The following is a 20,825-nucleotide window of genomic DNA, read 5'->3' as shown; positions in this document are numbered from 1 at the left end:
ATGATCCGAAAGGTCATCGATGTTCATCTCTCGCATTCTGGCGGTCGCCGTGCTGGCCGTGATCCCGCTGAGTTCGCCCGCCGTCGCCGCCGGCCCCGATGCCGCCGTCCAGCGCCGGGTCGACGCCGTCCTGGCGAAGCACGGCGGGCAGCAGATCTCGGCGAACCAGGTCCGCTGGGCCGACGGCGGCGCGGTCACGACCGTCCAGTCCCCCGACCAATGGGGTGACCCCTCGACCTGCGCCTACGGCAACTTCTGCGTGTACACCGACTCCGGCTACGGCGGCGACCGTACCGACTTCCTCCGCTGCGAGACCTACCCCTACTCCACGGACTTCTGGTCCTACGTGAACAACCAGACCGGCGGCACCCGGGCGACCCTGATCTCGGACCAAGGCAGCGACCCCGTCCTCACCCCGGGCGCCTGGCACGGCCAGTTCACCTGGAACGGACTGAACTACAGCGCCGTCAAACCTTGCTGAACTTGTCGTGAACAGCCCGCCGCGACCGCGGCCGGTGCGGCAGACTCGGCGCCATGAACCTGAGGCGCCTGGCGAGCGACCGGCGGCGGTTGACGGCGTACTGGAGCGCGACGGCGGTGCAGGTCGCCGCCGTCGCCCTCGACGTCAAGTTCCTCCGCGAAGCCAGCAAGTTCTCGCTCATGCCGTTGCTGCTCTCCTGGACCCGATCGCGGCAGGCCCACCCGCTCCTGCAGGCCGCGCTCCTCGCGTCGGCCGCCGGTGACCTCCTGCTCGAGACCCGTTTCGAGCTCGCCGGTATCGCAGCCTTCGCCGCCGCCCACGCTTGCTATCTCGCGTTCTTCGCGGGTCGGTCGACCGCGCGCGACTGGCGTGTTCTGGCCGCGTACGCCGCTCTCTGGGCCGCTCTGATCGCGGCCTTGTCGCCCGGCCTCGGCAACCAGCGGCTCCCGGTCGCGGCGTACGCCTTGTTGCTGACGGCAACCGCTGTCGTGTCGCGCTGGCACAGCCCCCGGGCCGGCCTCGGCGGCCTGCTCTTCCTGATCTCCGACGCCCTCATCGCCTACCGGATGTCCGGCCGTGACTTCCACGGCCGCAGCGCCCTGACGATGTCGACGTACGCCGCCGGCCAGTACTTCCTGACTAGCTCGCGAACACCTGAGCGTCGTCCGCGAACGCCTTGAACTCCAGCGCGTTCCCGGCCGGATCGAGGAAGAACATCGTCCACTGCTCCCCGACCTGCCCCTCGAACCGCACGTACGGCTCGATCACGAACGCCGTCCCCGCGGCCTTGAGCCGGGCGGCGAACTCCTGAAACCTCTCGACCGTCAGCACACACCCGAAATGCGGCACCGGCACGTCGTGCCCGTCCACCGGGTTGTGAATCCGCTGCGCCCGCTCCCCCGCCAGATGCGTCACGAACTGGTGCCCGAACAGGTTCCAGTCGATCCAGCTCTCCGAACTACGCCCCTGCTCGAGCCCCAGCACCTCGCCGTAGAACACCCGCGCGGCATCCAGATCGTCAACCGGCATGGCCAGGTGGAACCGGGGAATCGGCGACTCGAGGATGGTCATGAACGCATCGTAGTCAGCCGCGACGCGGCAGCTCAATGACGCCCGTCCCGGCCAGGACGGAGACTGCTGCGGCCGCGGCGAGGACGAGCCAGCTGATCGGGTTGCCCAGGTTCAGCGTGTAGTACGTGCCGACGCGACGGTGCACGAGTACGGCGGGGTCTGCCCGGTTCAGGTAGACCATGCCCGCCAAGTGCCAGGCACTGTCGTCGTCGCGCTGGACGTAGCCGCTGCTCTCCTCGGCCGGACCAGCGAGCCGGTTGCCGGCATCCCCGGCGCGGAACGCGAACAAGGCCCAGGCAACGAGCGCAACGCCGAGTGGAAGATAGCTGAGGAAGGTCACGGCGAGGTTGGGCCGAGCGATCTCCCAGACCTGCAGTGACGCGACCAGCAGGCTCGCGTTGGCGCAGGCGGCGGAAAGCACGAGCAGGCGGCACAGGCGAGTGAGGTACTCGCGGTAGCGGACGGCCGAGGTGGCCGGTTGTTCTGCGTCCAACTCGGGGCGTGACCTCGGGAGGGCGAGGAGCAGGAGAGCGACCAGGACGAGGACGAGTAGCTGCGCCGTCACCGTGGCGAAAGCGAAGGTGACCGTGGTGGACGAGCGCACGCCGGCATCGACGACCAGACCGTTCGGAGTTGGCAGGGTGGGCGGCAGAGCGTCGTACCGCCTGATGCCGACCACGGCAGTGGCCAGTGCGATCAGCACGGCCGGCAGCAGCATGAGCCACGGCGGTCGGACCGGGTCGGTGCGCAGGGACGAGTCGGCCGAGACGGCTTGGCGGAGCCCGGCGTACCAGTCACCTGCTCTCTTCGCGACCGCGACGGAACGGTGCGCGTGGTATCCGATCAGGAGCAGTGCGCCGGCCAGCACCGGCAGGACGACACGCGCCGGGACTACTACCAGCGCGAGACCAGAGAGCACTCCAGCGCTCAGCACGCCATGGCTGTAGCGACGGCGAACCCTGCGGATCGCCACGTCGCTTGCTCGCTCGCGCGGCACCCGGACGCCGAAGGGCAGCGTCGGCCGGGCCAGCACGGGCGCCGACCACGCAGCTGCGACCAGGAGCAGGACCAGCGCGACAGTCGTCATGATGCTGACGTGAACGAGCCGAGCAGAGCGTTGCTGCGAGCCGTCACCTCACTCGGCGGCAGGCCCTGGACAACCGCTTCGGCGAGCAGCGTACGCAGCCTGCTCTGCCACTCGTCGGCGTACTCCGGCTCCGGCGGGCCGGAGCTCGCGTCCCGCCGGACGATCGCGCCGCTCTTGCGGTTCACCAGGATCACACCCTCCGTGCGGAGCAGGTCGTACGCCTTGTTCACGGTGTGGAAGTTGATCCCGAGGTCGACCCCGAGCTGCCGGGTCGACGGCAACTGGCTGCCTTCGCGCAGGACGCCGTCCGCCACCGCCTCCACGACCCGGTCGCGGATCTGCTGGTAGATCGGCACCTCGCTGAAGAGATCGAGTGTGATCAGCACCCCCTGATGCTAGCTGTTATAGTATTGCTATAACAGCTGGCGCAGATGGAAGGGTGATCGAAGATGGCGCGAGTCGACATCGACAGGCACGAGATGCGGGTCCGGTTCTCCCTGCTGGAGCGGCTCGCCACTTGGCGCGGCGAGGTGCTCGTACCGCTGACCGCCGTCCGCGAGGTGGCCGTGCTCGAGCGGCCCGTGAGCCACGCGCGCGGCGGCCGGACGGGCCTCCTGATCAGCGGCGTGCTCAAGATCGGTATTTGGGGCCTCGGCACCGAGCACCGGCAGCTTGTGTCCGTGCGCCGCCAGACGCCGGCGCTGCGTGTCCGCATCGATCGGGCCGCGACAGGCCACGGTTTCGACGAGCTGCTGATCAGCACGCCGCGGGCGGCCGAGTTGGCGCAGCGGGTCGCCAGCCCGGCCAGGATGTGACAGCGGCGTGGGAGGGGAGCAGCGTCAGGCTTGGTCGAGGAACCGGTCGAGGACGCGGGAGCCGAACTCGAGGGACGCCGTGGGGACGCGCTCGTCGATGCCGTGGAACATGCCCATGAAGTCGAGCTCCGGCGGCAGTTGCAGCGGCACGAAGCCGAAGCAGCGGACGCCGAGGCGGCTCCACGACTTGGCGTCGGTGCCGCCGGACATGAGCAAGGGCGCCGTCCGGCTCTGCGGGTCCTCGGCGGCGAGGCAGGCCTTCATCGCCTCGACCAGGCCACCGCTGAACTCGGTCTCGAGTGCGATATCGGTGACGACGCTCTCCCGGGTGACCTTGTCGCCGAGCAATTCGTCGATCGTCGCGTGGAACTCGTCCTCGAACCCCGGCAGGAAACGCCCGTCGACGTGCGCCTCGGCCTCACCCGGGATGACGTTCACCTTGTAGCCGGCGTTCAGCATCGTCGGGTTGGCCGTGTTGCGGATGGTCGCGCCGAACATCCGGCTGAAGCTGCCCAGCTTGGCAAGTGTCTCGGTCATGTCCTCGGGGTCCAGCTCGACCTCGAGGACCTCCTCCAGCGTGTTCAGGAACTCCCGCACGGTCGGCGTGATCCGCAGCGGCCACTCGTGCCCGCCGATCCGCGTCACCGCCTCAACCAGGTTGGTGACGGCGTTGTCGGTGTTGATCATCGACCCGTGGCCCGCCGTCCCGCGAGCCTTGAGGCGCATCCAGTTCATGCCCTTCTCGGCCGTCTCGATCAGGTACAGCCGCAGATCGTCCTTGACCGTGATCGAGAACCCGCCGACCTCGCCGATTCCCTCGGTGCAGTCGGCGACCGTCTCCGGGTGGTTGTTGATCAGCCACTGGGCGCCGTACACGCCGCCGGCCTCCTCGTCGGCCGTGAACACCAGCCGCACCGGACGCCGCGGCTTCACCCCGGCCCGCTGACGCGCCCGCACGACGGACAGCACCATCGCATCGAAGTCCTTCATGTCGACCGCGCCGCGGCCCCACACGCACCCGTCGAAGATCTCCCCCGCGAACGGGTCGACCTTCCAGTCCTTCGGGTCGGCCGGCACGACGTCCAGATGCCCGTGCACCAGCAGCGGATCGGCGCTCTGGTCCTCACCCTCCCAGTGCGCCACCAGGGTCGCCCGGCCCGGCTCCGACTCGTAGATCGTCGACTCGATCCCGACCTCGTCGAGCTTCGCCGCGACGTACTCCGCCGCACCCCGCTCGCCGACGCTCTTCCCGTTGCCGTAGTTCGTGGTGTCGATGCGGATCAGCTCACTGCACAGCTCCACCACCTCGGCATCGGCGGCGTACGACGGGCGCTCGGTCGAAGTCGTCATACCGCCCATCCTCCCTCAGAGCACGCTCAGCCCGTACATCTCCCCCAACGGGTCCGAGATCAGCTCCACCCGTGCACCGTCCGGGTCCCGGAAGTAGATCGACGTCCCACTCTCCTCCAGGTACTCCACCCCCGCCGCGTCCAGCCGCCCCTTCAGCTCCACCCACCGCTCCGGCTCCACCGAGATCGCCAGATGGTGCAACCCGCCCAGCACCTCCGCGTACGGCCCCAGCTCCAGCCCCGGAAAGTCGAAGAACGCCAGCAGGTTCCCGTTCCCGATGTCGAAGAAGAAGTGACTCGACCCCGCGTAGTCCCGATTCCCCACGATCTCCGTCAACGGAAACCCCAGCACCCCCTGATAGAACCGGATCGTCCGCTCGACATCCGCACACAACACCGCCACATGATGCAACCCCCGAGCCGTCGTCCCCGCCCGCCCCGCCCCCAAGTACTCCCCCCGCAACCGCACCCGCTCCGCCTCAATAGCTGCCACATCAACAGTCCCCACGCCACCCAACCCCTCTCCTTGAACTTCGAACCACCCCCATCACACACCCCCCACCCCCCGATGTGAATTCCACCCACGTTCTTTGCTACTGTTCTCCGGTCGGCGCCACTGAGGCGCAGACCACCTGTCCGGGTGGCGGAATAGGCAGACGCGCTAGCTTGAGGTGCTAGTGCCCTTTACGGGGCGTGGGGGTTCAAGTCCCCCCTCGGACACGATACTTAGCCACACGATCCGCAAGCGGATCAATCTCTACGCCGACCGTCTGGTCGGCGTAGTTGTATGTAAGGCCCAGTTTCAGCGCTTCGTACAACTCACTCAGCTCCGCCGGATCAGCAGCGTCGAGCGCCCGCCCCACATCCCCCAGCTCCTCGACATACGTCACCAGTTGATCACGATTCAGCACCTCACGATCCGGCACCGCAGCCAGCGCCCGCTCCGCAACCTGCTTCTCCGCAGCCGCCGCGTTGTACTGATCCCGCAATTCCGCCGGATCCCACCCCGCTTCCAGCGCTTTCCGGGCCCGATCCATAGTGACCTTCGCCGCACGGACACGCCCGCGGAGTTCCTCGACATAAGCACCCCGATCACTCTCAGGCTCACCATCGACCAGAAGCGCGTCAATCGTCGCCTCCCGATGCAACGGATCGAACAACGTCCCGACCCACCGATTGAGCGCCGGCACCACCGCATCCTCACGCAAATAGATCTGCCGAGGATGCGCCAACGCCACCGCCGACCCCGGCACCAACGTCCGCGCATTGCACCGGTAGTAAATCGTCTCCGCACGCCGCGCCGCCCCCTCGAACCGACGGCTGCAGATCGAGCAAGTAATCCGTCCCCGTAGGACGTAGGTCCGCCCCCTCGGAGCCGGCCGCCGCGGCTGACTAGACCAGCCCTTCTGCCCGCCCACCCGACGCCGCCGCTTCTCCAACTCAGCAGCCGTGAACATCTCCACCGACACAACCTCCGGATGCGCCGGATTCCGCGACCGCACGATCTTCGCCTGCGGCGACCGCCGAAACTTCACAACGTAGCCCGCGGCAACATCATCGGCGTCCAGCAGCTCCTCAACCTTCTGCCACCGACCATAAATCGCGTACCCCGTGTACCGCGGATTCTCGAGCACGGCCGCGATCGTGCTGTGCTGCCACCCATCCATGATCCGATGCCGATTCTGATCCGGCGCATGCGCCGACGGACACGGCACACCCTCCCGATTCAACTGCTCAGCAATCGCCTTCCGCCCCCATCCGTCGAGATACATCCCGAAGATCCGCCGCACGACGGCCGCCGCGAGCTCATCAACAACCATCACCCGCAACCGCTGCCCCTCCGCCGCCTTCTTCGGATGCGGATGCGGCCCGCCATCCACCACCCGATACCCGTACGGCGCCCGCCCACCCTGAAACCGCCCATCAATCAACACCTGCGCCGCCATCGCAGCCCGCACCCGCTTCTGCACATGCTGCCGCTCCGACTTCGACAACCCACCCGTAATCGTCATCGCCATGTCATGCACCGTGTTCTCCGGATCGAACCGGCCCCCAAGACTCGGAATCCACAACGACACCCCGAACCGATCAAACTTCGGCCACGTCAAGCTGAACTGATTACTGAACCAACACCGAGTCGCCTCCCCCACCACCAGCCCATCCCACCCTCGCCCCGGATCCTTCAGCGCCCTCAACACCCGACTCGCCTCATCCCGCCGCTCCCAAGGCAACGACCGCGACTGCCCAATATCGAAGTACTCCGCCACGATCTCCCCACCCAACGGCTCCACAAACCGAGCCGCTTCCCCCAACTGCCACGCCTTCGACGTCGCCGGATCCTGGTTGTCCTCCGTCGAACACCGCCCATAGAACGACAACCGGCCAACTCCCCCACCCGAGCCAGCCTCAGCCGCCAACGCCTCCATCCCCAGCAACTCATCCAACGTCGCCCACGCGTCATCCGAAGTACTCATGAAGCCTCCATCTCCGATCCCGCCGCGCCGTCCGCCCGACGCTTGGCCTCAACAAGCCGGCCAAGGATCCGCCGCAGCACCCGCGCGACAGCCGGCGTCATCCCCGGCGCCGCGTCAGGCACCTGCACGTCCACCGACGGCTCCACATCGCTCTCAGCACCGTGGCCGGCCTCGATTGGGCCTCGTGTACAGGAGAGCGCTCCAAGCAGCGTGTACCGGCTCAACGCGGTCATCGCCCACCGACCGTCGGCCGCTCCGGCTTCCTGCCTTCCGACAATCGCTTCGGCACGCGGCCATGAGCTCCGCGATGCACCGACGACCCAGATCGCCCTGCCGCCCATCTCATCTCCTCCGTCTGCTGCCAGCCTCGCTACCCCGGATGGCCCGTGCGAGGTTGTGGCAGCTCAACGGATGTCGAAGGCAACTTTCCGAGCTTCGCGCAGAAGAAATCTCGTCACACTTCTGGCACTTAAGGAGTTTCAGCTTCCTGAAACGGCTATCCCAACCCGTATGAGCCCAGCCGTTGAAGTAGATATGGATACGCCGCAGCCACAAGAAGTCGCCAACACCAGCTACCGCTCCAACGTCTGCGAACAGTGTTCGACGCACTTCGAAATGACCAGATCCGACCGACGCTTCTGCTCAGATCTCTGCCGTCTCCACCGCTGGCGAACCCTTCGAAAGCGCCAATCCGCTGACACCGAAACCACCGCAAAGCTGGTCGCGGGCCTACGCGCAGAGGTCGTTCGCCTCGAGTCCCAAGCAGCAGAACTCCGCCAAACCAACGCCGCCCTTCGGCAGCAGCTGAGGCTGTTCTCTACGCCGCAATAGCTCAGTCTTGACTACCTAGCCACCGGGAGGAGATAGGAACTGGTCCTTCACCACCCTGCACGACGAGCGGTTCGTCTGTGCACACGAGACCGGCCGCGGCTTGGCCTCAGGTGAGCGGTTTCCAGTCCGTCCAAGGTCGTTCACCGCGCAGTCCACGCAAGCAGGCCACGCGCAAGGACGCCTCGGATCGAAGTGCTGGATTCTCGGTGGCACGTTGTGCGGCGTAGCAAGTCACTCGGAGTTCCCGGATGTCTCGTAGCACCTCGAAGCCGTCCCACTCGAGAACGTCGTGACTGTAACTCTCGACGAAGCCGGCGTACTCTTCGGCCGTCATCGTGCCGAAGGTGCTGAGCCGTACTGCCGTGCTGACCAGATCCCATTCGGGCGGCCCAACCGAGAACCGCTCCAGGTCGAGCAGGATCGGCCCGTCAGCGGCAACGACGACATTCCCCGCCCAGGCATCACCATGAATCGCGGCTCGCGGGAGGCCGTCCGGAAGGCCGTCAAAGGCCTCGCGGAGCCGAGACAACTGGTGCCGAAGCCACGCCCGGTCGTCCGCCGAGAGCGTGGCGGCACCGTCGATGCGCTCGACCAGGCGGACAAAAGGAGCAACTGGCGGGAGCTCAAACGCTGACGGCAACGGACTCGCGTGCAGCCGCTTCAGCACCGTCGCCACCTCGCGCGGCGTCCCATGGCGATGCTCGGGCAATTCGTGCCAAAACGTCACAGGCGCGCCGTCGATCTCTACCGGCTGGGCCACCTCGTCTAGCACCTCGACAGCCCGTACGCCGACCTCAGCAAGCCAGCGCGAAACCGCGACCTCGTTCCGCGCGGCGCCGACCTGCCCGGCCCGTCCGATCCGCACGACAACGCGCCCGGGCAACCGAAAGATGGCGTTCTCACCGAGCCTCAGCGGCTCGGCGTCAGCTGACGGAATCCCAACCTGCGCACACGCCTGTTTGAGAACGATCTCGGCCGCCGAACCGGTCACGAGGCGGCCACCGCCAGGCGGATGCCGTGCCGAAGCTCCGCGACCTCAGCGACCGGCTCGTGGACGCTGGCACGATGGGCGAGATCCCGCAGATCGTCGGCGGCCCGGCGCGAGCGCAGAGACTGCGCATCCTTCAAAGCCTGCGCGCCGATCACCGCTGCCTCCTGCGGATCACCGACGGTCATGGTGAGCGAGGCCAACTTGATCCCGCTCATTGCGCGCGATCGCACGTAGGTTTCGGTGTGCCCCGCAACCGCACTCGCCAGGCGAGATGCTGCCTCCTGCTTCGCTTCACCCTGGCGGACGGCGAGATCCCACAAGGCGTGACCAGTGTCGCCGAGATGCTGAGCCTGGTCGTAGTACCGCATCCAATCAGGGTCGTTCGCGGGATCGGCACGCGTGAACTGCTCGTCTGCCAGCCCCACCGTCCGCAGCGTCTCCTCGGCTCTCCCCATCTTCGCCAAGGCGCGCGCACGCGCAGCTAGGAGCATGGCACGCTCGGTTGCCGTCAGACGATCGGCACGCACGAGAGCCAGCTCGGTCAACGTCAGGCCTTGATCCGGGTCACCGCACCAGATCGCCTGCCGGGCCATGGAGGACAGCGACTTCGCGCGGAGGTTCCAGTCGCCGGCCTCATCGGCACAGGCCTGCGTGAAGCGGAACATCCGCCGAGCGTCATCGTGGGCGTACGCGTCGAACGCCATCATCGCGCAGACGTGACCAAGAAAGCCGACGGCGGCGAACAACTCGCCTCGCAGCTTCTCAGGGCACCGAGAGTCCAGCATCTCGGCCGAATGACGCAGCTGGGCAACGACCGCTTCCCGTGCGAGACCGCCGCCGTGGTGGTTGTCCCACGACCCGAAGACACGCGCCGCTGTACGGACGCCATCGATATCTGCCTGAGTGACCACGTTCGGCACCGGCGTGGGTTGATCTGGACTCAGCAACTCCAGCAGCGGTGCCGCGGACACCGCAGCACCCACGCCAACAACCGCTCGGAGGAACTCTTTTCGGTCCACATTCTCCACCGGTGAGGACGAGTGGCGCCGGACCCGAAACCCGAGCTCAGGGTCGGTCCGCACGCCGGTGATCGCCCTCAGCGCCGCGCGATAGTCGTCCTGAGGGCTCCGAATCAATCCCCGTTCGAGCTTGCCGATGTAGTTTGCGTCAACATCGGTATGGCGGCCACGCTGCCGCCAGATCCACTCGTTGACCATCTCGGCCAGATCCTGACGAGACGCCGACTGCCCAGGGGCACGAGGCGACTCCACACGCTCACGCGCGTGGCGAAGCTGGTCGTTCGCCTCCGTCACCCGACGATCGTGCCACAGACAGTGACGGCACAGCACCCGGATGTGCGGATCCTCCCCAATTCCTCCCGCTCTCCTCCCCGCAAACATCCCTTCTCGGTACCTCGCCCTACCGGAATCGTGTTCGCCATGACAGCGAGTACATGGCTCCTCACGCTCCTAGCGGGCGCCCTGTGGATCGGCATGCTCTGCGACATCGATCGGGAGGTCCGAGACCTATGACCTCCGGCCGTAGCTGAGGCCCACCCCTGAGTCCGGCTGGCGCGGGGCGTGCAAGCGAGTCCGTCCTGCGCCAGCCGCTCCATCACCAACCGAAAGGAATCGAAATGGATCTGAATCAGTCGCTCGACTCCGAGTTCGAACTGGACGTCCGCGTGGTCACTGACGTCGTTCCGGAGGCGAACGCCGGCTGCAACACCGACGACGGCTGCGCAGCCTCCTGCGCGTCCAGCTGCGCCAGCAACGTCTGACGTCATCCCCCGAGGGGCCGGTCGCACCGGCCCCTCATCCGACATCCCGACCGGAGGACAGATGGCCCAAGCCGATAGCGGCCTCTTGTACCGCCACAGCGGTGCCGCCTTGTTGCGTGCAACTGCTGCCTCTCTCGACGCTCGTCCCACTCGCTGGCCTGAGTTGACCGACATCGACGACTGCCGCTCATGGCTACAGGAGGTGTGGCCCGATTCGTCTCTAGCGCTCGCCGTCCGGCACGCCAGCTCTGGCCTGGCAGAGCAAGTGGACGCCATCTGTTCCGGCGCTGAGTACTCCGACAAGCAGGTGCGCCGCGCTGCGCTGTCCGTCGTCCGCTACCTCCTCCGGCTCACCGGTCGGCAGATGCCGTTCGGCCTCTTCGCCGGCATTGCCCCGGCCGGCATCGGCATCCGTACCTCTATGCGGTGCGGATCAGAACACCAAGCACACATCCGGCCAGACGCCCAATGGCTCGGTGACGTGGTCGGTCAGCTGGAGCGTGACCCAGATCTACTCGATCGTCTCGACGTTGTCTTTACGAACCTTGCCGCCCAACGCGGCGACGACCTCGACCTACCACACGGCACGACGCGAATCCTGATCCGACGCACCCAGCCGGTGCAGGCAGTTCAGGACCTCTGCCAGTCGCCTGTCCCCTTCGTTGCCCTGATCAACAGGTTGCGTGAGAGGTTCGCAGGCGTATCTGAGTCGAAGATCCGGGATCTGATGGCTGACCTGGTGATGCAGGGCTTCCTCATCACCAGTCTTCGAGCACCGATGACGATCAGCGATCCGCTTGGCCATGTCATCCGGGAAGCGCTCAAGGCTGAGCCAAATCCAAGCTCCGCGGCCTCCACGACAGTGAGCAGCCTCCAGGTGATCGCGGCCGAGATCGCGCGTCACAACTGCGCCGACACCGGCGGCGGAACAAAGGCAACCATCCGCAGCGAACTCGGCGTACGAATGCACCGGCTGTCTCGTGCAGGACGTACGCCGTTGGCAGCTGACCTTCGCCTGGACTGCGACGTACAGATCCCAGAGCACGTCGCAGTCGAGATGAGTCACGCGGCCACCGCACTGATCCGACTGACTCGTCAACCGACCGGATCGGTGGTCTGGCGCGACTACTACACCGCCTTCTGCGACCGCTATGGCATCAACGCACTGGTTCCGCTCATCGACGTCGTCAATCCCGAGACAGGTCTAGGCCTGCCCGCCACCTATCCCGGCAGCACGGCGACCGCCAACTCCAGCGGCCCTTCCGAGAGAGATGAACGGCTGCTTGCACTGGCCTGGGGCGCGATGGCCGACGGCTGCCGGGAGATCGTGCTCAACGATCAAGTCATTCAAAGCCTCGCAGTAGGCGACCCGTCCGTCGAGAGGCGAATCCCGCCACACGTCGAGCTAGCCGCTCAGATCCGCGCTAAGTCGGTGGATGCACTCGATCGCGGGGACTACACCCTGCTCGTTCATCCAGGCCGATCTGCTGGAACATTCACGTCTCGATTGGCATACCTGGCACCAGAGGCCGACCTCCGCGATGCCTACCGAGGCGTCCCCACCAGCGTCGACGGTGCCCTGCCAGTCCAGCTTTCCTGCCCGCCAATATTCGCTCACGCCGAGAACATCAGCCGAGTACCCGCCTACCTTCCGCACGTGCTCTCACTCGGCGAGCATCGCCCAGTCGACGGCGGCGTAATCCCGCTCAGCGATCTGGCAGTGACAGCCACCCGGGACAATCTCTATCTGATCAGCATCTCGCAACGACGAGTCGTCGAGCCACAGACGTTTCACGCACTGGCCATCGAGAAGCAGTCACCGCCGCTCGCGCGCCTGCTCGCTCACCTTTCACACGGCCTCGGCGCATCCTGGCATCGCTTCGACTGGGGACCTGCCGCTCAGCAGCTCCCTTACCTTCCGCGAGTGCGCTACCGACGAGCGATCCTGTCGCCAGCCACCTGGAGGCTCACTCTCGACGATTTCGCGTCCTCAAACGATGAAGTCACCTGGTTGGAAGACTGGCGCCAACGATGGGGGTGCCCAGCGACAGTCGAACTGCAGGACGCCGACCGCTCGCTGCCGCTCACCCTGACCGAGCCGGCTCACGTTGCGATCGTTCGCCACCTGCTCAGGAAGGACGGTTTCGTCGTCCTCACTGAAACAGCTGAGGCTGGCGATCTCGGTTGGATCGCCCGGCACCCGCACGACATCGCCGTACCGTTGAAGACGACCCGGCCAGCCTCAGCGCCACCAACTGCAGCCAACGGCGGCATCATCACGAAACGCGATCATGGGCAGCTGGCCATGTCCGCCGACGCGCGATGGCTCTACCTCAAACTCCACAGCCACCCCGAGCAGCTGACTCAGCTGATCGCGGCCGAGCTCCCCTGCCTGCTGGACGCCGTCGGCCAGCCCGAGTACTGGTTCGCGCGATACCGCAGCCCGCGCGAGACCGATCACCTCCGACTACGCCTCCGAGTACAAAGCCCCGAGCACAGCGCGAAGCTGCTCGTGAAATCCAGCGCCTGGGCAGATCACCTCAGAGCCCAAGGCAAGATCGGCCGCCTAGTCATCGACACCTACTACCCGGAGCACGGCCGCTACGGCCGGGGCGACGCAATGCACGCCGCCGAAGCAGTCTTCGTCACCGACTCGTGCCTTGTCGCGACACAGTTGCGTCACCTCCCCACCGCCCTGATCGATCCCTCCGCTCTCACGGCACTCAACATGCTGGGAACTCTCTCGGGCTTCTTCGGTGACCTGGCCGCTGCCTGTTCTTGGCTCACGAACAACCGACCACCAATCGACGCAGTCGCCGGACGGTCCCACACCGCAACCGTCGTGGCGCTCGCCTGGAACGGCCTCCCCCACAGCATCCCCGGCTGGAACGGCCAGCTCACCGCCGCCTGGGACCGCCGTGCCGCCGCCCTGGCGACCTACCGTCACCATCTGCCTGGCGAAGCGCGGCTCAACGACGTCCTCGAATCGCTCCTGCACATGCACCACAACCGGGCAATCGGCATCGATCGCGAGGGCGAAGCCGTGTGCCGACGCCTCGCCCGGCAGGCCGCTGTCACCTGGAAAGCCCAAAAGACAGGAGCAGCCCGATGACGACAACGGCACAGCAACTTGCGAGCGGCGCTTCCCGACACTCCCTAGGACGCGGCCTGGCCGGCCAGGCGTTGCTCGCAGTCGAACAAGCACGGACCGACCAAGGCAGCTGGGCCAGAGCGCACGAACAGATCATGAGGATGACCAACACACCTGTCGCGGCGCACCTCATGAACAGCCTATTCGAGGGTGCCCCAGCTGTTGCCTATGTCCTGACTGCAGCCGACCAGCCGACGTACAGGCCGGCCCTCCGGACCCTCGACTGTCACATCGACGGCCTCACCCGAGAACGACTCCGCCGCGCCCATCAACGCATCGATGGCCGACAACTGCCTGCGCTACGCGAGTTCGACCTCATCAGCGGCCTGACCGGACTCGGCGTCTACCAGCTCCGTCGCCATCACGGAGGCGAACTCCTCGACGCGATCCTCCGATACCTCGTCCGCCTCTGCGAACCCGTGCGGGACCTGCCTGGCTGGTGGACCGCCAACGACACCGCGGATCACCCATCAACCTCCTGGCCGGGCGGCCACGGCAACCTAGGCATCGCGCACGGCATCTCAGGCCCTCTCGCCCTCCTATCAATCGCCGCACAACACGGCCACCTCATCCCCGGACAAACTGACGCGATCCAAACCATCTGCTCCTGGCTCGACCACTGGCAGCAAGACACCTGGTGGCCTGGAACGATCACCAAACACGAGCACGACTCGGACCAGCTCCAACAAGCGGGCCCGCAGCGCCCATCGTGGTGCTACGGCACTCCGGGGATAGCCCGCGCACAGCAACTAGCCGGACTGGCATTAGCCGATCGCACCCGCCAGCACCGCGCGGAGACCGCCTTACTCAACTGCGTCACCGACGACATACAGCATGCCCAACTCGGCGACACGACGCTGTGCCACGGCTGGTCAGGACTCCTACAAGCAACCATCCGAGCCGCTGACGACGCCGCCCCTGGTGGTCCGCTGACCAGACAGCTACCCGACCTGCGACGCCGTCAGGAGATCCTCGTCGAGTCTCGGACGTCCCAGCATCGGCCCGAGCTTCTAGAGGGCAGCACCGGCATTCAGCTGGTCCAGCTATCCGCCATGTCAACGACTAACGCCATGCAGGCCTGGGACGCCTGCCTCCTCCTCAGCAGCTGAGCGCAAGCTCCGAAACTGTCGGGCCGCCCAACTACGATCACCCCGCCGCCCATCAAAGGCCCGGGCTCCACGAAAGGAACCAATGACCACCATCACCAACACCCCGGAGACCCTGCGCGCGGCCATGGTCGACCAAATCAAAGCAGCCGGCCACGCCACAACCCCCGCAGTCGAACAAGCGCTGCGCACCGTCCCCCGCCACGCCTTCGTCCCCGAAGCCACCCTCGAAGACGCCTACGCCGACATCGCAGTCATCACCAAACGCGCCACCGACGGCTCCGCCCTCAGCTGCGCCTCCGTCCCCACCATCGTCGCCATGATGCTCGACCAACTCCAAGTCCAACCCGGCCACCGCATCCTCGAAATCGGCGCCGGCACCGGATACAACGCCGCCCTCCTAACCCACCTAACCGGCCCCACCGGCAAGGTCACCACAGTCGACATCGACCCCGAAGTCACCGACGGCGCCCGCCGCGCCCTAGACGCCACCGGCAATCAACAAGTCCACGTCATCACCCGAGACGGCGCCCTCGCCGCCCCCGAAAACGCCCCCTACGACCGAATCATCTTCACCGTCGGCGCCTGGGACCTCCCCCCAGCCCTCTGGGAACAACTAGCCCTCAACGGCCGACTCGTCGTCCCACTCCGCTGGCGAGGCCAAACCCGCAGCGTCGCGTTCAACCGAAGCGACGACGCCCTCGTCTCCGACTCCATGCAACTCTGCGGCTTCGTCCCAATGATCGGACAAGAAGGCGAACGCACCGGCACCATCGACCCCAACGGCCTCGTCTCCCTGTACTGGGACGCCGACCAAACGATCGATCCCTCGCAGTTGACAGGCGTGCTCGATCAGCCCAAGGAAACCGTCTGGTCAGACGTCCTCGTCGGCCCGCAGGAACCCTTCGACGGCATCTGGCTACGCCTCACGGCTCAAGACAACCGCGTATGCAGACTCGCCACCGACCACGCCGCCATCGACACTGACCTCTGCACCCCCGCCATCCCCAGCCGCAGCCCAGCCCTGGTCGAAGACGCCAGTCTGGCCTACCTCGCCATCAGGAAAATCGCAGCAGGTAGGCATGAGCTCGGCGCCGTCGGACACGGACCACACGGCAAAGACCTGGCCAGGCGTCTCTGCGACGAGATTGAGGTCTGGAACCAGGACCGCGAAGCACAGCCGCTAGTGCGCGCATCCTGCGCGCGGCCAGCTGGCGAGAACGGTCAGGACCTGAACGTTCAACTGATCGAGAAGACCGAATCGCGTCTCCTGGCCAGGATGCCCTGACCAGCGTTTTGCTGGCGTGCGGCTGCCCCCAGAACGACGGAGCCACACAGCGAATCAATCGGAGCCGGGAAGTCACTATCAAGGTGTGTCTGCAGGAGGTTCTTCGAGAGGCGTTATCGACCAGATTTGGCTCTGTGGCTTGCTCAGGCGACATCTGAGCTGACTCACCGTGAGGCTGGCCTGGAATCGCGGCCGGGTTCCTGGTGATTGCCGGACTGGCGCTTGCCTCACGATCCGGTACCTGAGGTGATTACCTTGCCGACACTAGTGCTACCGAAGACCCCACCGGTCTGGTTCGACCTCGGCTCGAATGCGACATCACGCCCGAAAGAAACCCCGACAAAATAGCCGATACGGGACTTCCTCTTGGCATTTCACGAGAACCGTGCGCATAATTCCAGCCTCGTTGTGCAGGCGATGGAGAATTTGATGGAGTTGCACTCGTTCGACGTCCGGAATTTTCGCAGGCTGCGGGACGTTCACGTCGATCTCGCGCAAGGCACCACGGTGCTGGTGGGCGCCAACAACAGCGGCAAGACCTCTGCGATGCACATCCTGCAGCTCTTCACCGACCGCACGCCGCGCTTCGCGATCCACGACTTCAGCGCCGGCTGCTGGGCCGAGTTCGGCTCCTTCGACCCGACCGACGAGTCGACCCAGCTGCCGGTGATCGAGCTCGACCTGTGGTTCACGGTCGGCGACGAGCACCTGCATCGCGTGGTCGACCTGCTGCCCGACCTCGACTGGCGCCAGACCGACCGGGTCGGCATCCGCCTGCGGTACGAACCCAAAGATCCCGCCGAATTGCACAAGAAGTACTTCGAGGCGAAGCCCGCGGAGTCCGACGCGGGCCACTGGCCCAAGAGCCTCTACGACTACCTCCGCCGGCGGCTTCACTCCGAGTACCACATAGCGCACTACAAGCTCGACGCGCGCAACGCCGATGCGACGCCGTACCGGCTCGACAACGGCCGCTCGATCCTGGCCGGCATCCTGCTCGTCGACGCCGTCCACGCCCAGCGCTACCTGTCGGACTCCGACCGGCGCGGCCGGGACGAAGACCTGTCGAAGACCCTCGGCCGGTTCTACGACAGCTACCTGGAAAAGCCCGCGCCCGACGCAGATGCGCTCCGCGCTCTGAGCGACTCCGAGCGGCACCTCAACGATCACTACAGCACGGTCTTCAAACCCATCTTGGAGCACCTGAACCACCTGGGCTACCCCGGCGTCACAGATCCGACGCTCACGATCAGGTCCGAGCTGGGGCAGGAAGGTCTGATCAAGTCCGGCGCCCAGGTGCACTACCTCGTGCCCGGCGCCCCAGTCGACGAGGGCGACAAGTCGGCGCTGACGCTGCCGGACCGGTACAACGGGCTCGGCTTCAAGAACCTCGTCTACATGGTGGTGCAAATCCTCGCCGCGCACCGCGCGCGGCTCGAGACCGAGAACGCCCGGCCACCGGTACATCTCATGCTGATCGAAGAGCCGGAGGCACACCTGCACGTCCAGTTGCAGCAGGTGTTCGTCAAACAACTCGCGACCATCGTCGCCGACGCGCCGGACGGTCTCGGCACCCAGTTCGTCCTGACGACGCACTCGCCGCACATCGTCTACGACGACTTCACCGCCATCCGGTACTTCGCCCGCCTCGGCACGAAGAACACCTTCCAGCACAGCGAGGTCCGCGATCTGTCGGTCTTCTACGGCGACCACCCCGCCACCCGCGACTTCCTGCTCCAGTACCTCAAGCTCACCCACTGCGACCTGTTCTTCGCCGACGCCGCGATCCTCGTCGAGGGCAACGTCGAGCGCCTCCTGCTCCCCCTGCTCATCAACCGCAAGTGCTCCCGCCTGGAGACCTCTCATCTGACGATCCTCGAGCTGGGCGGAGCGTTCGCGCACAAGTTCCGCGAGCTGATCGACTTCCTCAAACTGCATTGCCTGATCATCACGGACCTCGACAGCGTTATCGGCAGGTACGGCACCGCCTGCCGGAGCGACACCAAGGACGCGAGGACCTCGAACCCGACCCTTCGGAACTGGGTCCCCGGCAAGAAGGCGGTCGACGACCTCCTCGCGGCGCCCCCCGAGGAGAAAATCATCACCGGCCAGGCCGTCGTTCGCGTCACCTATCAGACCGCGACCGACATCGAATGGAAGGGAACGAAGAAGACCATCGCCGGCCGAACCTTCGAAGAGGCCTTCATCTACGAGAACCTCGACTGGTCCCAGGACCCAGCCAACGCAGCCTACGAGCTGGCCGCCGAGCCTGCTGAGCAAGCGAACCTGGAGACCTTGCTCACAGCGATCTTCGACAAGGTCCGCGATCTCGACAAGACCGAGTTCGCGCTACGCCTGATCGACCTCGACGACGACTGGGTGTGCCCGCCGTACATCGTCGAGGGACTGATCTGGCTCGCCGACGAGCTCGACGCCCTGCGGGACGCCACCGAGCCGCAGCTCCCGGAGGCCACCGATGAGCCGCAGGCTCCTTAACCCCGACACGGACGCCGACCGCGCAGTCAGGGACATCATCGGCGATCCACAGATCTCAGGTTTCACGATGATCGCCGGCGCCGGGTCAGGCAAGACGACGTCCTTGGTCAAGGCCCTGGACGCCGCGATCACCGCGCGCGGCGCCGACTTCCTCGCGACCTGCCGGCAGGTCGCGTGCGTGACCTACACGGAGATTGCAACGCAGGAGATCGAAGCGGATCTCGCGCTCAACCCAGTCGCACACGTCTCGACCATCCACAGCTTCCTCTGGAGCCTGATCGCGCCGTTCCAGAACGACATCCGAACCTGGGCCGCCTCCTACGGTCCCCGCCGGCTGCGGGAACTACGCGACGAACTCGCTGGACTTGGTCCCGGGACCGGGACGAAGAGACGGCGAGAGCTGATGGGAAAGATCCGGCGGCTGGAGCACGGCGTCGACAAGCTCGACGGCGTCACCCGCTTCCGGTACGGCGTCGGCCGGAACTACGCGGACGGCGTCGTCGGCCACGACGACATCCTCAAGATGGTTCCGGAGCTGATTCAGACCAAGCCGCTGCTCAGCCGGATCGTCGCCCGCCGATTCCCACTGGTGTTCGTCGACGAGAGCCAGGACACTTTCCCCGAGGTGGTCAAATGCCTACGCCATATCGCCGTCCAGGAGCGGGAGCGGTTCTGCCTCGGCTTCTTCGGCGATCCGATGCAGCGGATCTACCTCCAGGGCGCGGGCGACATCAGACTCGAAGCGGACTGGCACCAGGTCGAGAAACCGGAGAACTTCAGATCACCGCGCCGCGTCCTCGACGTCATCAACACCATCCGCGCGGGCGGCGACGATCTCGTCCAGCGCACAGGTCTCAGCGCGGACCGGCAGCGCGACGGCGAGGTGACCTTCTTCGTCTTCCCGGCCGACGATCAGCGGATCGAGCGCCTTAACCGGGCCCGCGCCTGGCTGGCGGCGCGCTCCACTACCGGGGCCTGGCAGGACGATCGCACCAAGATTCTCGTCACCACGCACCGAATGGCCGCGCGCCGGCTCGCCTTCGGCAACCTGTATACGGTGTTCCACAGCTCTCGGCTCAGCGACGATTTCGACGAGGGCCGGGCATGGCCGCTCACCCCGTTCCTCGGGGTGCTGCTCCCGCTGGCCACCGCCGCCATCGACAACCGTCCGGCGCTCGTCCCGATACTACGCAAGTCCAGCCCGTTACTGCGACCAGAAACCCTCGGCCAAGCATCGGTCGGCGATACGTTGACAGGCCTCGCGACTGGAATCGAGGAGCTAGCATCCCTCCTCACAACCGGCGGCCCGGGGACGATCGGGCAGGCACTGCGCATCAGCCGCGACCGCGGCCTGATCGAGATCGACGACCGGCTGGCGCCCTACCTGGACGCCGATACGCCGACCGAAGACCTCGATGAGCTAGGAGCGACTCTGACAGCCTATTTGGACTGCGACGTAGCCGAACTCGCCGGATACGCGAAGTACGTCGGCCAACTGTCGGCGTACTCGACCCAGCAGGGTGTCAAAGGCACCGAGTTCCCCGACGTCCTAGTCGTCCTCGACGATCAGGAGAGCACGCACAACCAGTTCTCCTACGACAAGCTCTTCGGCATCAGACCCCCGTCCCCGACGGACATCAAACGCCGAAGAGGAGGCGAGGAAACTACGATCGACAGAACCCGGCGCCTCTTCTACGTTTGCGCCTCCCGCGCCACTGAATCGCTCGCCATCGTCCTGTACGCCGCCGACGTCAGCCAGGCCACCGCCGCCCTCCGACACTCCCACCTCCTCGACGACAACCAGGTCGTCGGCGCCCACACCGTCGACACCTGGGCCGAGACACCGTAGATCCCGTCGGTTCGGAACGATGGCATTCGGGGCCTACGCCGGTTAGTGAATCGAGC

Annotated in this window: 18 protein-coding genes and 1 tRNA gene; 10 read left to right on the top strand and 9 right to left on the bottom strand. The window is 66.1% G+C overall.

Annotation, left to right across the window (positions count from 1 at the left end; all coding sequences use genetic code 11):
- Positions 1 to 19 precede the first annotated feature (19 nt).
- Together HPO96_RS09895 and HPO96_RS09890 are read left to right on the top strand one after the other, a co-directional pair.
- Positions 20 to 481 (top strand): hypothetical protein, encoded by a 462-nt coding sequence (locus HPO96_RS09895; RefSeq protein WP_171673049.1) that lies wholly within the window; start codon positions 20 to 22, stop codon positions 479 to 481.
- A 53-nt stretch (positions 482 to 534) separates the two neighbouring features.
- Positions 535 to 1,161: a lysoplasmalogenase family protein gene (locus tag HPO96_RS09890; protein ID WP_171673048.1), complete on the top strand. Its 627-nt coding sequence runs from the start codon at positions 535 to 537 to the stop codon at positions 1,159 to 1,161.
- Here the strand turns inward: HPO96_RS09890 and HPO96_RS09885 are convergent.
- The 3 genes from HPO96_RS09885 to HPO96_RS09875 are packed head-to-tail and all read right to left on the bottom strand — an operon-like array spanning position 1,121 to position 3,025.
- The gene (locus tag HPO96_RS09885; RefSeq protein WP_171673047.1) at positions 1,121 to 1,552 is read right to left on the bottom strand and encodes a VOC family protein; all 432 of its coding nucleotides are present in this window, start codon (positions 1,550 to 1,552) and stop codon (positions 1,121 to 1,123) included. The genes HPO96_RS09890 and HPO96_RS09885 overlap by 41 nt on opposite strands.
- A gap of 13 nt (positions 1,553 to 1,565) precedes the next feature.
- Positions 1,566 to 2,639 (bottom strand): DUF1648 domain-containing protein, encoded by a 1,074-nt coding sequence (locus tag HPO96_RS09880; RefSeq protein ID WP_171673046.1) that lies wholly within the window; start codon positions 2,637 to 2,639, stop codon positions 1,566 to 1,568.
- Positions 2,636 to 3,025 (bottom strand): GntR family transcriptional regulator, encoded by a 390-nt coding sequence (locus HPO96_RS09875; RefSeq protein WP_171673045.1) that lies wholly within the window; start codon positions 3,023 to 3,025, stop codon positions 2,636 to 2,638. Before HPO96_RS09875 ends, HPO96_RS09880 begins: the two co-directional genes overlap by 4 nt.
- A 63-nt stretch (positions 3,026 to 3,088) precedes the next feature.
- On the opposite strand from HPO96_RS09875, the gene HPO96_RS09870 reads away from it, so the two are divergent.
- Entirely contained in the window at positions 3,089 to 3,454 is a 366-nt protein-coding gene (locus HPO96_RS09870; RefSeq protein WP_171673044.1) for a hypothetical protein, read from the top strand.
- Positions 3,455 to 3,478: 24 nt separating this feature from the next.
- On the opposite strand, the gene HPO96_RS09865 is transcribed toward HPO96_RS09870, so the two are convergent.
- The gene (locus HPO96_RS09865) at positions 3,479 to 4,804 is read right to left on the bottom strand and encodes a M20/M25/M40 family metallo-hydrolase (protein WP_171673043.1); all 1,326 of its coding nucleotides are present in this window, start codon (positions 4,802 to 4,804) and stop codon (positions 3,479 to 3,481) included.
- Between the two features lie 15 nt (positions 4,805 to 4,819).
- Positions 4,820 to 5,296 (bottom strand): VOC family protein, encoded by a 477-nt coding sequence (locus HPO96_RS09860; RefSeq protein ID WP_337796570.1) that lies wholly within the window; start codon positions 5,294 to 5,296, stop codon positions 4,820 to 4,822.
- A gap of 141 nt (positions 5,297 to 5,437) precedes the next feature.
- Between HPO96_RS09860 and HPO96_RS09855 the strand changes: the two genes are divergently transcribed.
- Positions 5,438 to 5,523: transfer RNA gene (locus tag HPO96_RS09855), tRNA-Leu, on the top strand.
- Here the strand turns inward: HPO96_RS09855 and HPO96_RS09850 are convergent.
- From HPO96_RS09850 to HPO96_RS09835, 4 genes are all read right to left on the bottom strand, one after another.
- Entirely contained in the window at positions 5,505 to 7,277 is a 1,773-nt protein-coding gene (locus HPO96_RS09850; RefSeq protein WP_171673041.1) for a recombinase family protein, read from the bottom strand. The genes HPO96_RS09855 and HPO96_RS09850 overlap by 19 nt on opposite strands.
- Entirely contained in the window at positions 7,274 to 7,411 is a 138-nt protein-coding gene (locus tag HPO96_RS09845) for a hypothetical protein (protein WP_171673040.1), read from the bottom strand. Before HPO96_RS09845 ends, HPO96_RS09850 begins: the two co-directional genes overlap by 4 nt.
- Positions 7,412 to 8,214: 803 nt before the next feature.
- The gene (locus HPO96_RS09840; RefSeq protein ID WP_171673039.1) at positions 8,215 to 9,099 is read right to left on the bottom strand and encodes a phosphotransferase; all 885 of its coding nucleotides are present in this window, start codon (positions 9,097 to 9,099) and stop codon (positions 8,215 to 8,217) included.
- The gene (locus HPO96_RS09835) at positions 9,096 to 10,412 is read right to left on the bottom strand and encodes an NsdA family TPR-like regulatory protein (protein WP_337796569.1); all 1,317 of its coding nucleotides are present in this window, start codon (positions 10,410 to 10,412) and stop codon (positions 9,096 to 9,098) included. Before HPO96_RS09835 ends, HPO96_RS09840 begins: the two co-directional genes overlap by 4 nt.
- Before the next feature lie 323 nt (positions 10,413 to 10,735).
- On the opposite strand from HPO96_RS09835, the gene fxlA reads away from it, so the two are divergent.
- The 6 genes from fxlA (at position 10,736) to HPO96_RS09805 (ending at position 20,769) form a co-directional block, all read left to right on the top strand.
- Positions 10,736 to 10,879: an FxLD family lanthipeptide gene (gene fxlA / locus HPO96_RS09830; protein ID WP_171673038.1), complete on the top strand. Its 144-nt coding sequence runs from the start codon at positions 10,736 to 10,738 to the stop codon at positions 10,877 to 10,879.
- Positions 10,880 to 11,042: 163 nt separating this feature from the next.
- Entirely contained in the window at positions 11,043 to 13,991 is a 2,949-nt protein-coding gene (locus HPO96_RS09825; protein WP_171673037.1) for a lantibiotic dehydratase, read from the top strand.
- Positions 13,988 to 15,139 carry a lanthionine synthetase C family protein gene (locus HPO96_RS09820; protein WP_171673036.1) on the top strand — a complete coding sequence of 384 codons (1,152 nt, stop codon included), beginning with the start codon at positions 13,988 to 13,990 and terminating at the stop codon, positions 15,137 to 15,139. The genes HPO96_RS09825 and HPO96_RS09820 overlap by 4 nt, the downstream gene beginning before the upstream one ends.
- An 82-nt stretch (positions 15,140 to 15,221) precedes the next feature.
- Positions 15,222 to 16,424 (top strand): methyltransferase, FxLD system, encoded by a 1,203-nt coding sequence (gene fxlM, locus HPO96_RS09815; RefSeq protein WP_171673035.1) that lies wholly within the window; start codon positions 15,222 to 15,224, stop codon positions 16,422 to 16,424.
- Positions 16,425 to 16,853: 429 nt separating this feature from the next.
- Positions 16,854 to 18,920 carry an ATP-dependent nuclease gene (locus HPO96_RS09810; RefSeq protein WP_171673034.1) on the top strand — a complete coding sequence of 689 codons (2,067 nt, stop codon included), beginning with the start codon at positions 16,854 to 16,856 and terminating at the stop codon, positions 18,918 to 18,920.
- On the top strand, positions 18,901 to 20,769 hold the full coding sequence (locus tag HPO96_RS09805; RefSeq protein ID WP_171673033.1) for a UvrD-helicase domain-containing protein: 1,869 nt from the start codon (positions 18,901 to 18,903) through the stop codon (positions 20,767 to 20,769). Before HPO96_RS09810 ends, HPO96_RS09805 begins: the two co-directional genes overlap by 20 nt.
- Positions 20,770 to 20,825 lie beyond the last annotated feature (56 nt).

The organism is Kribbella sandramycini (genome assembly GCF_013131805.1).
Lineage (GTDB): Bacteria > Actinomycetota > Actinomycetes > Propionibacteriales > Kribbellaceae > Kribbella > Kribbella sandramycini.
This window is presented reverse-complemented; position numbering and strand designations above follow the sequence as displayed.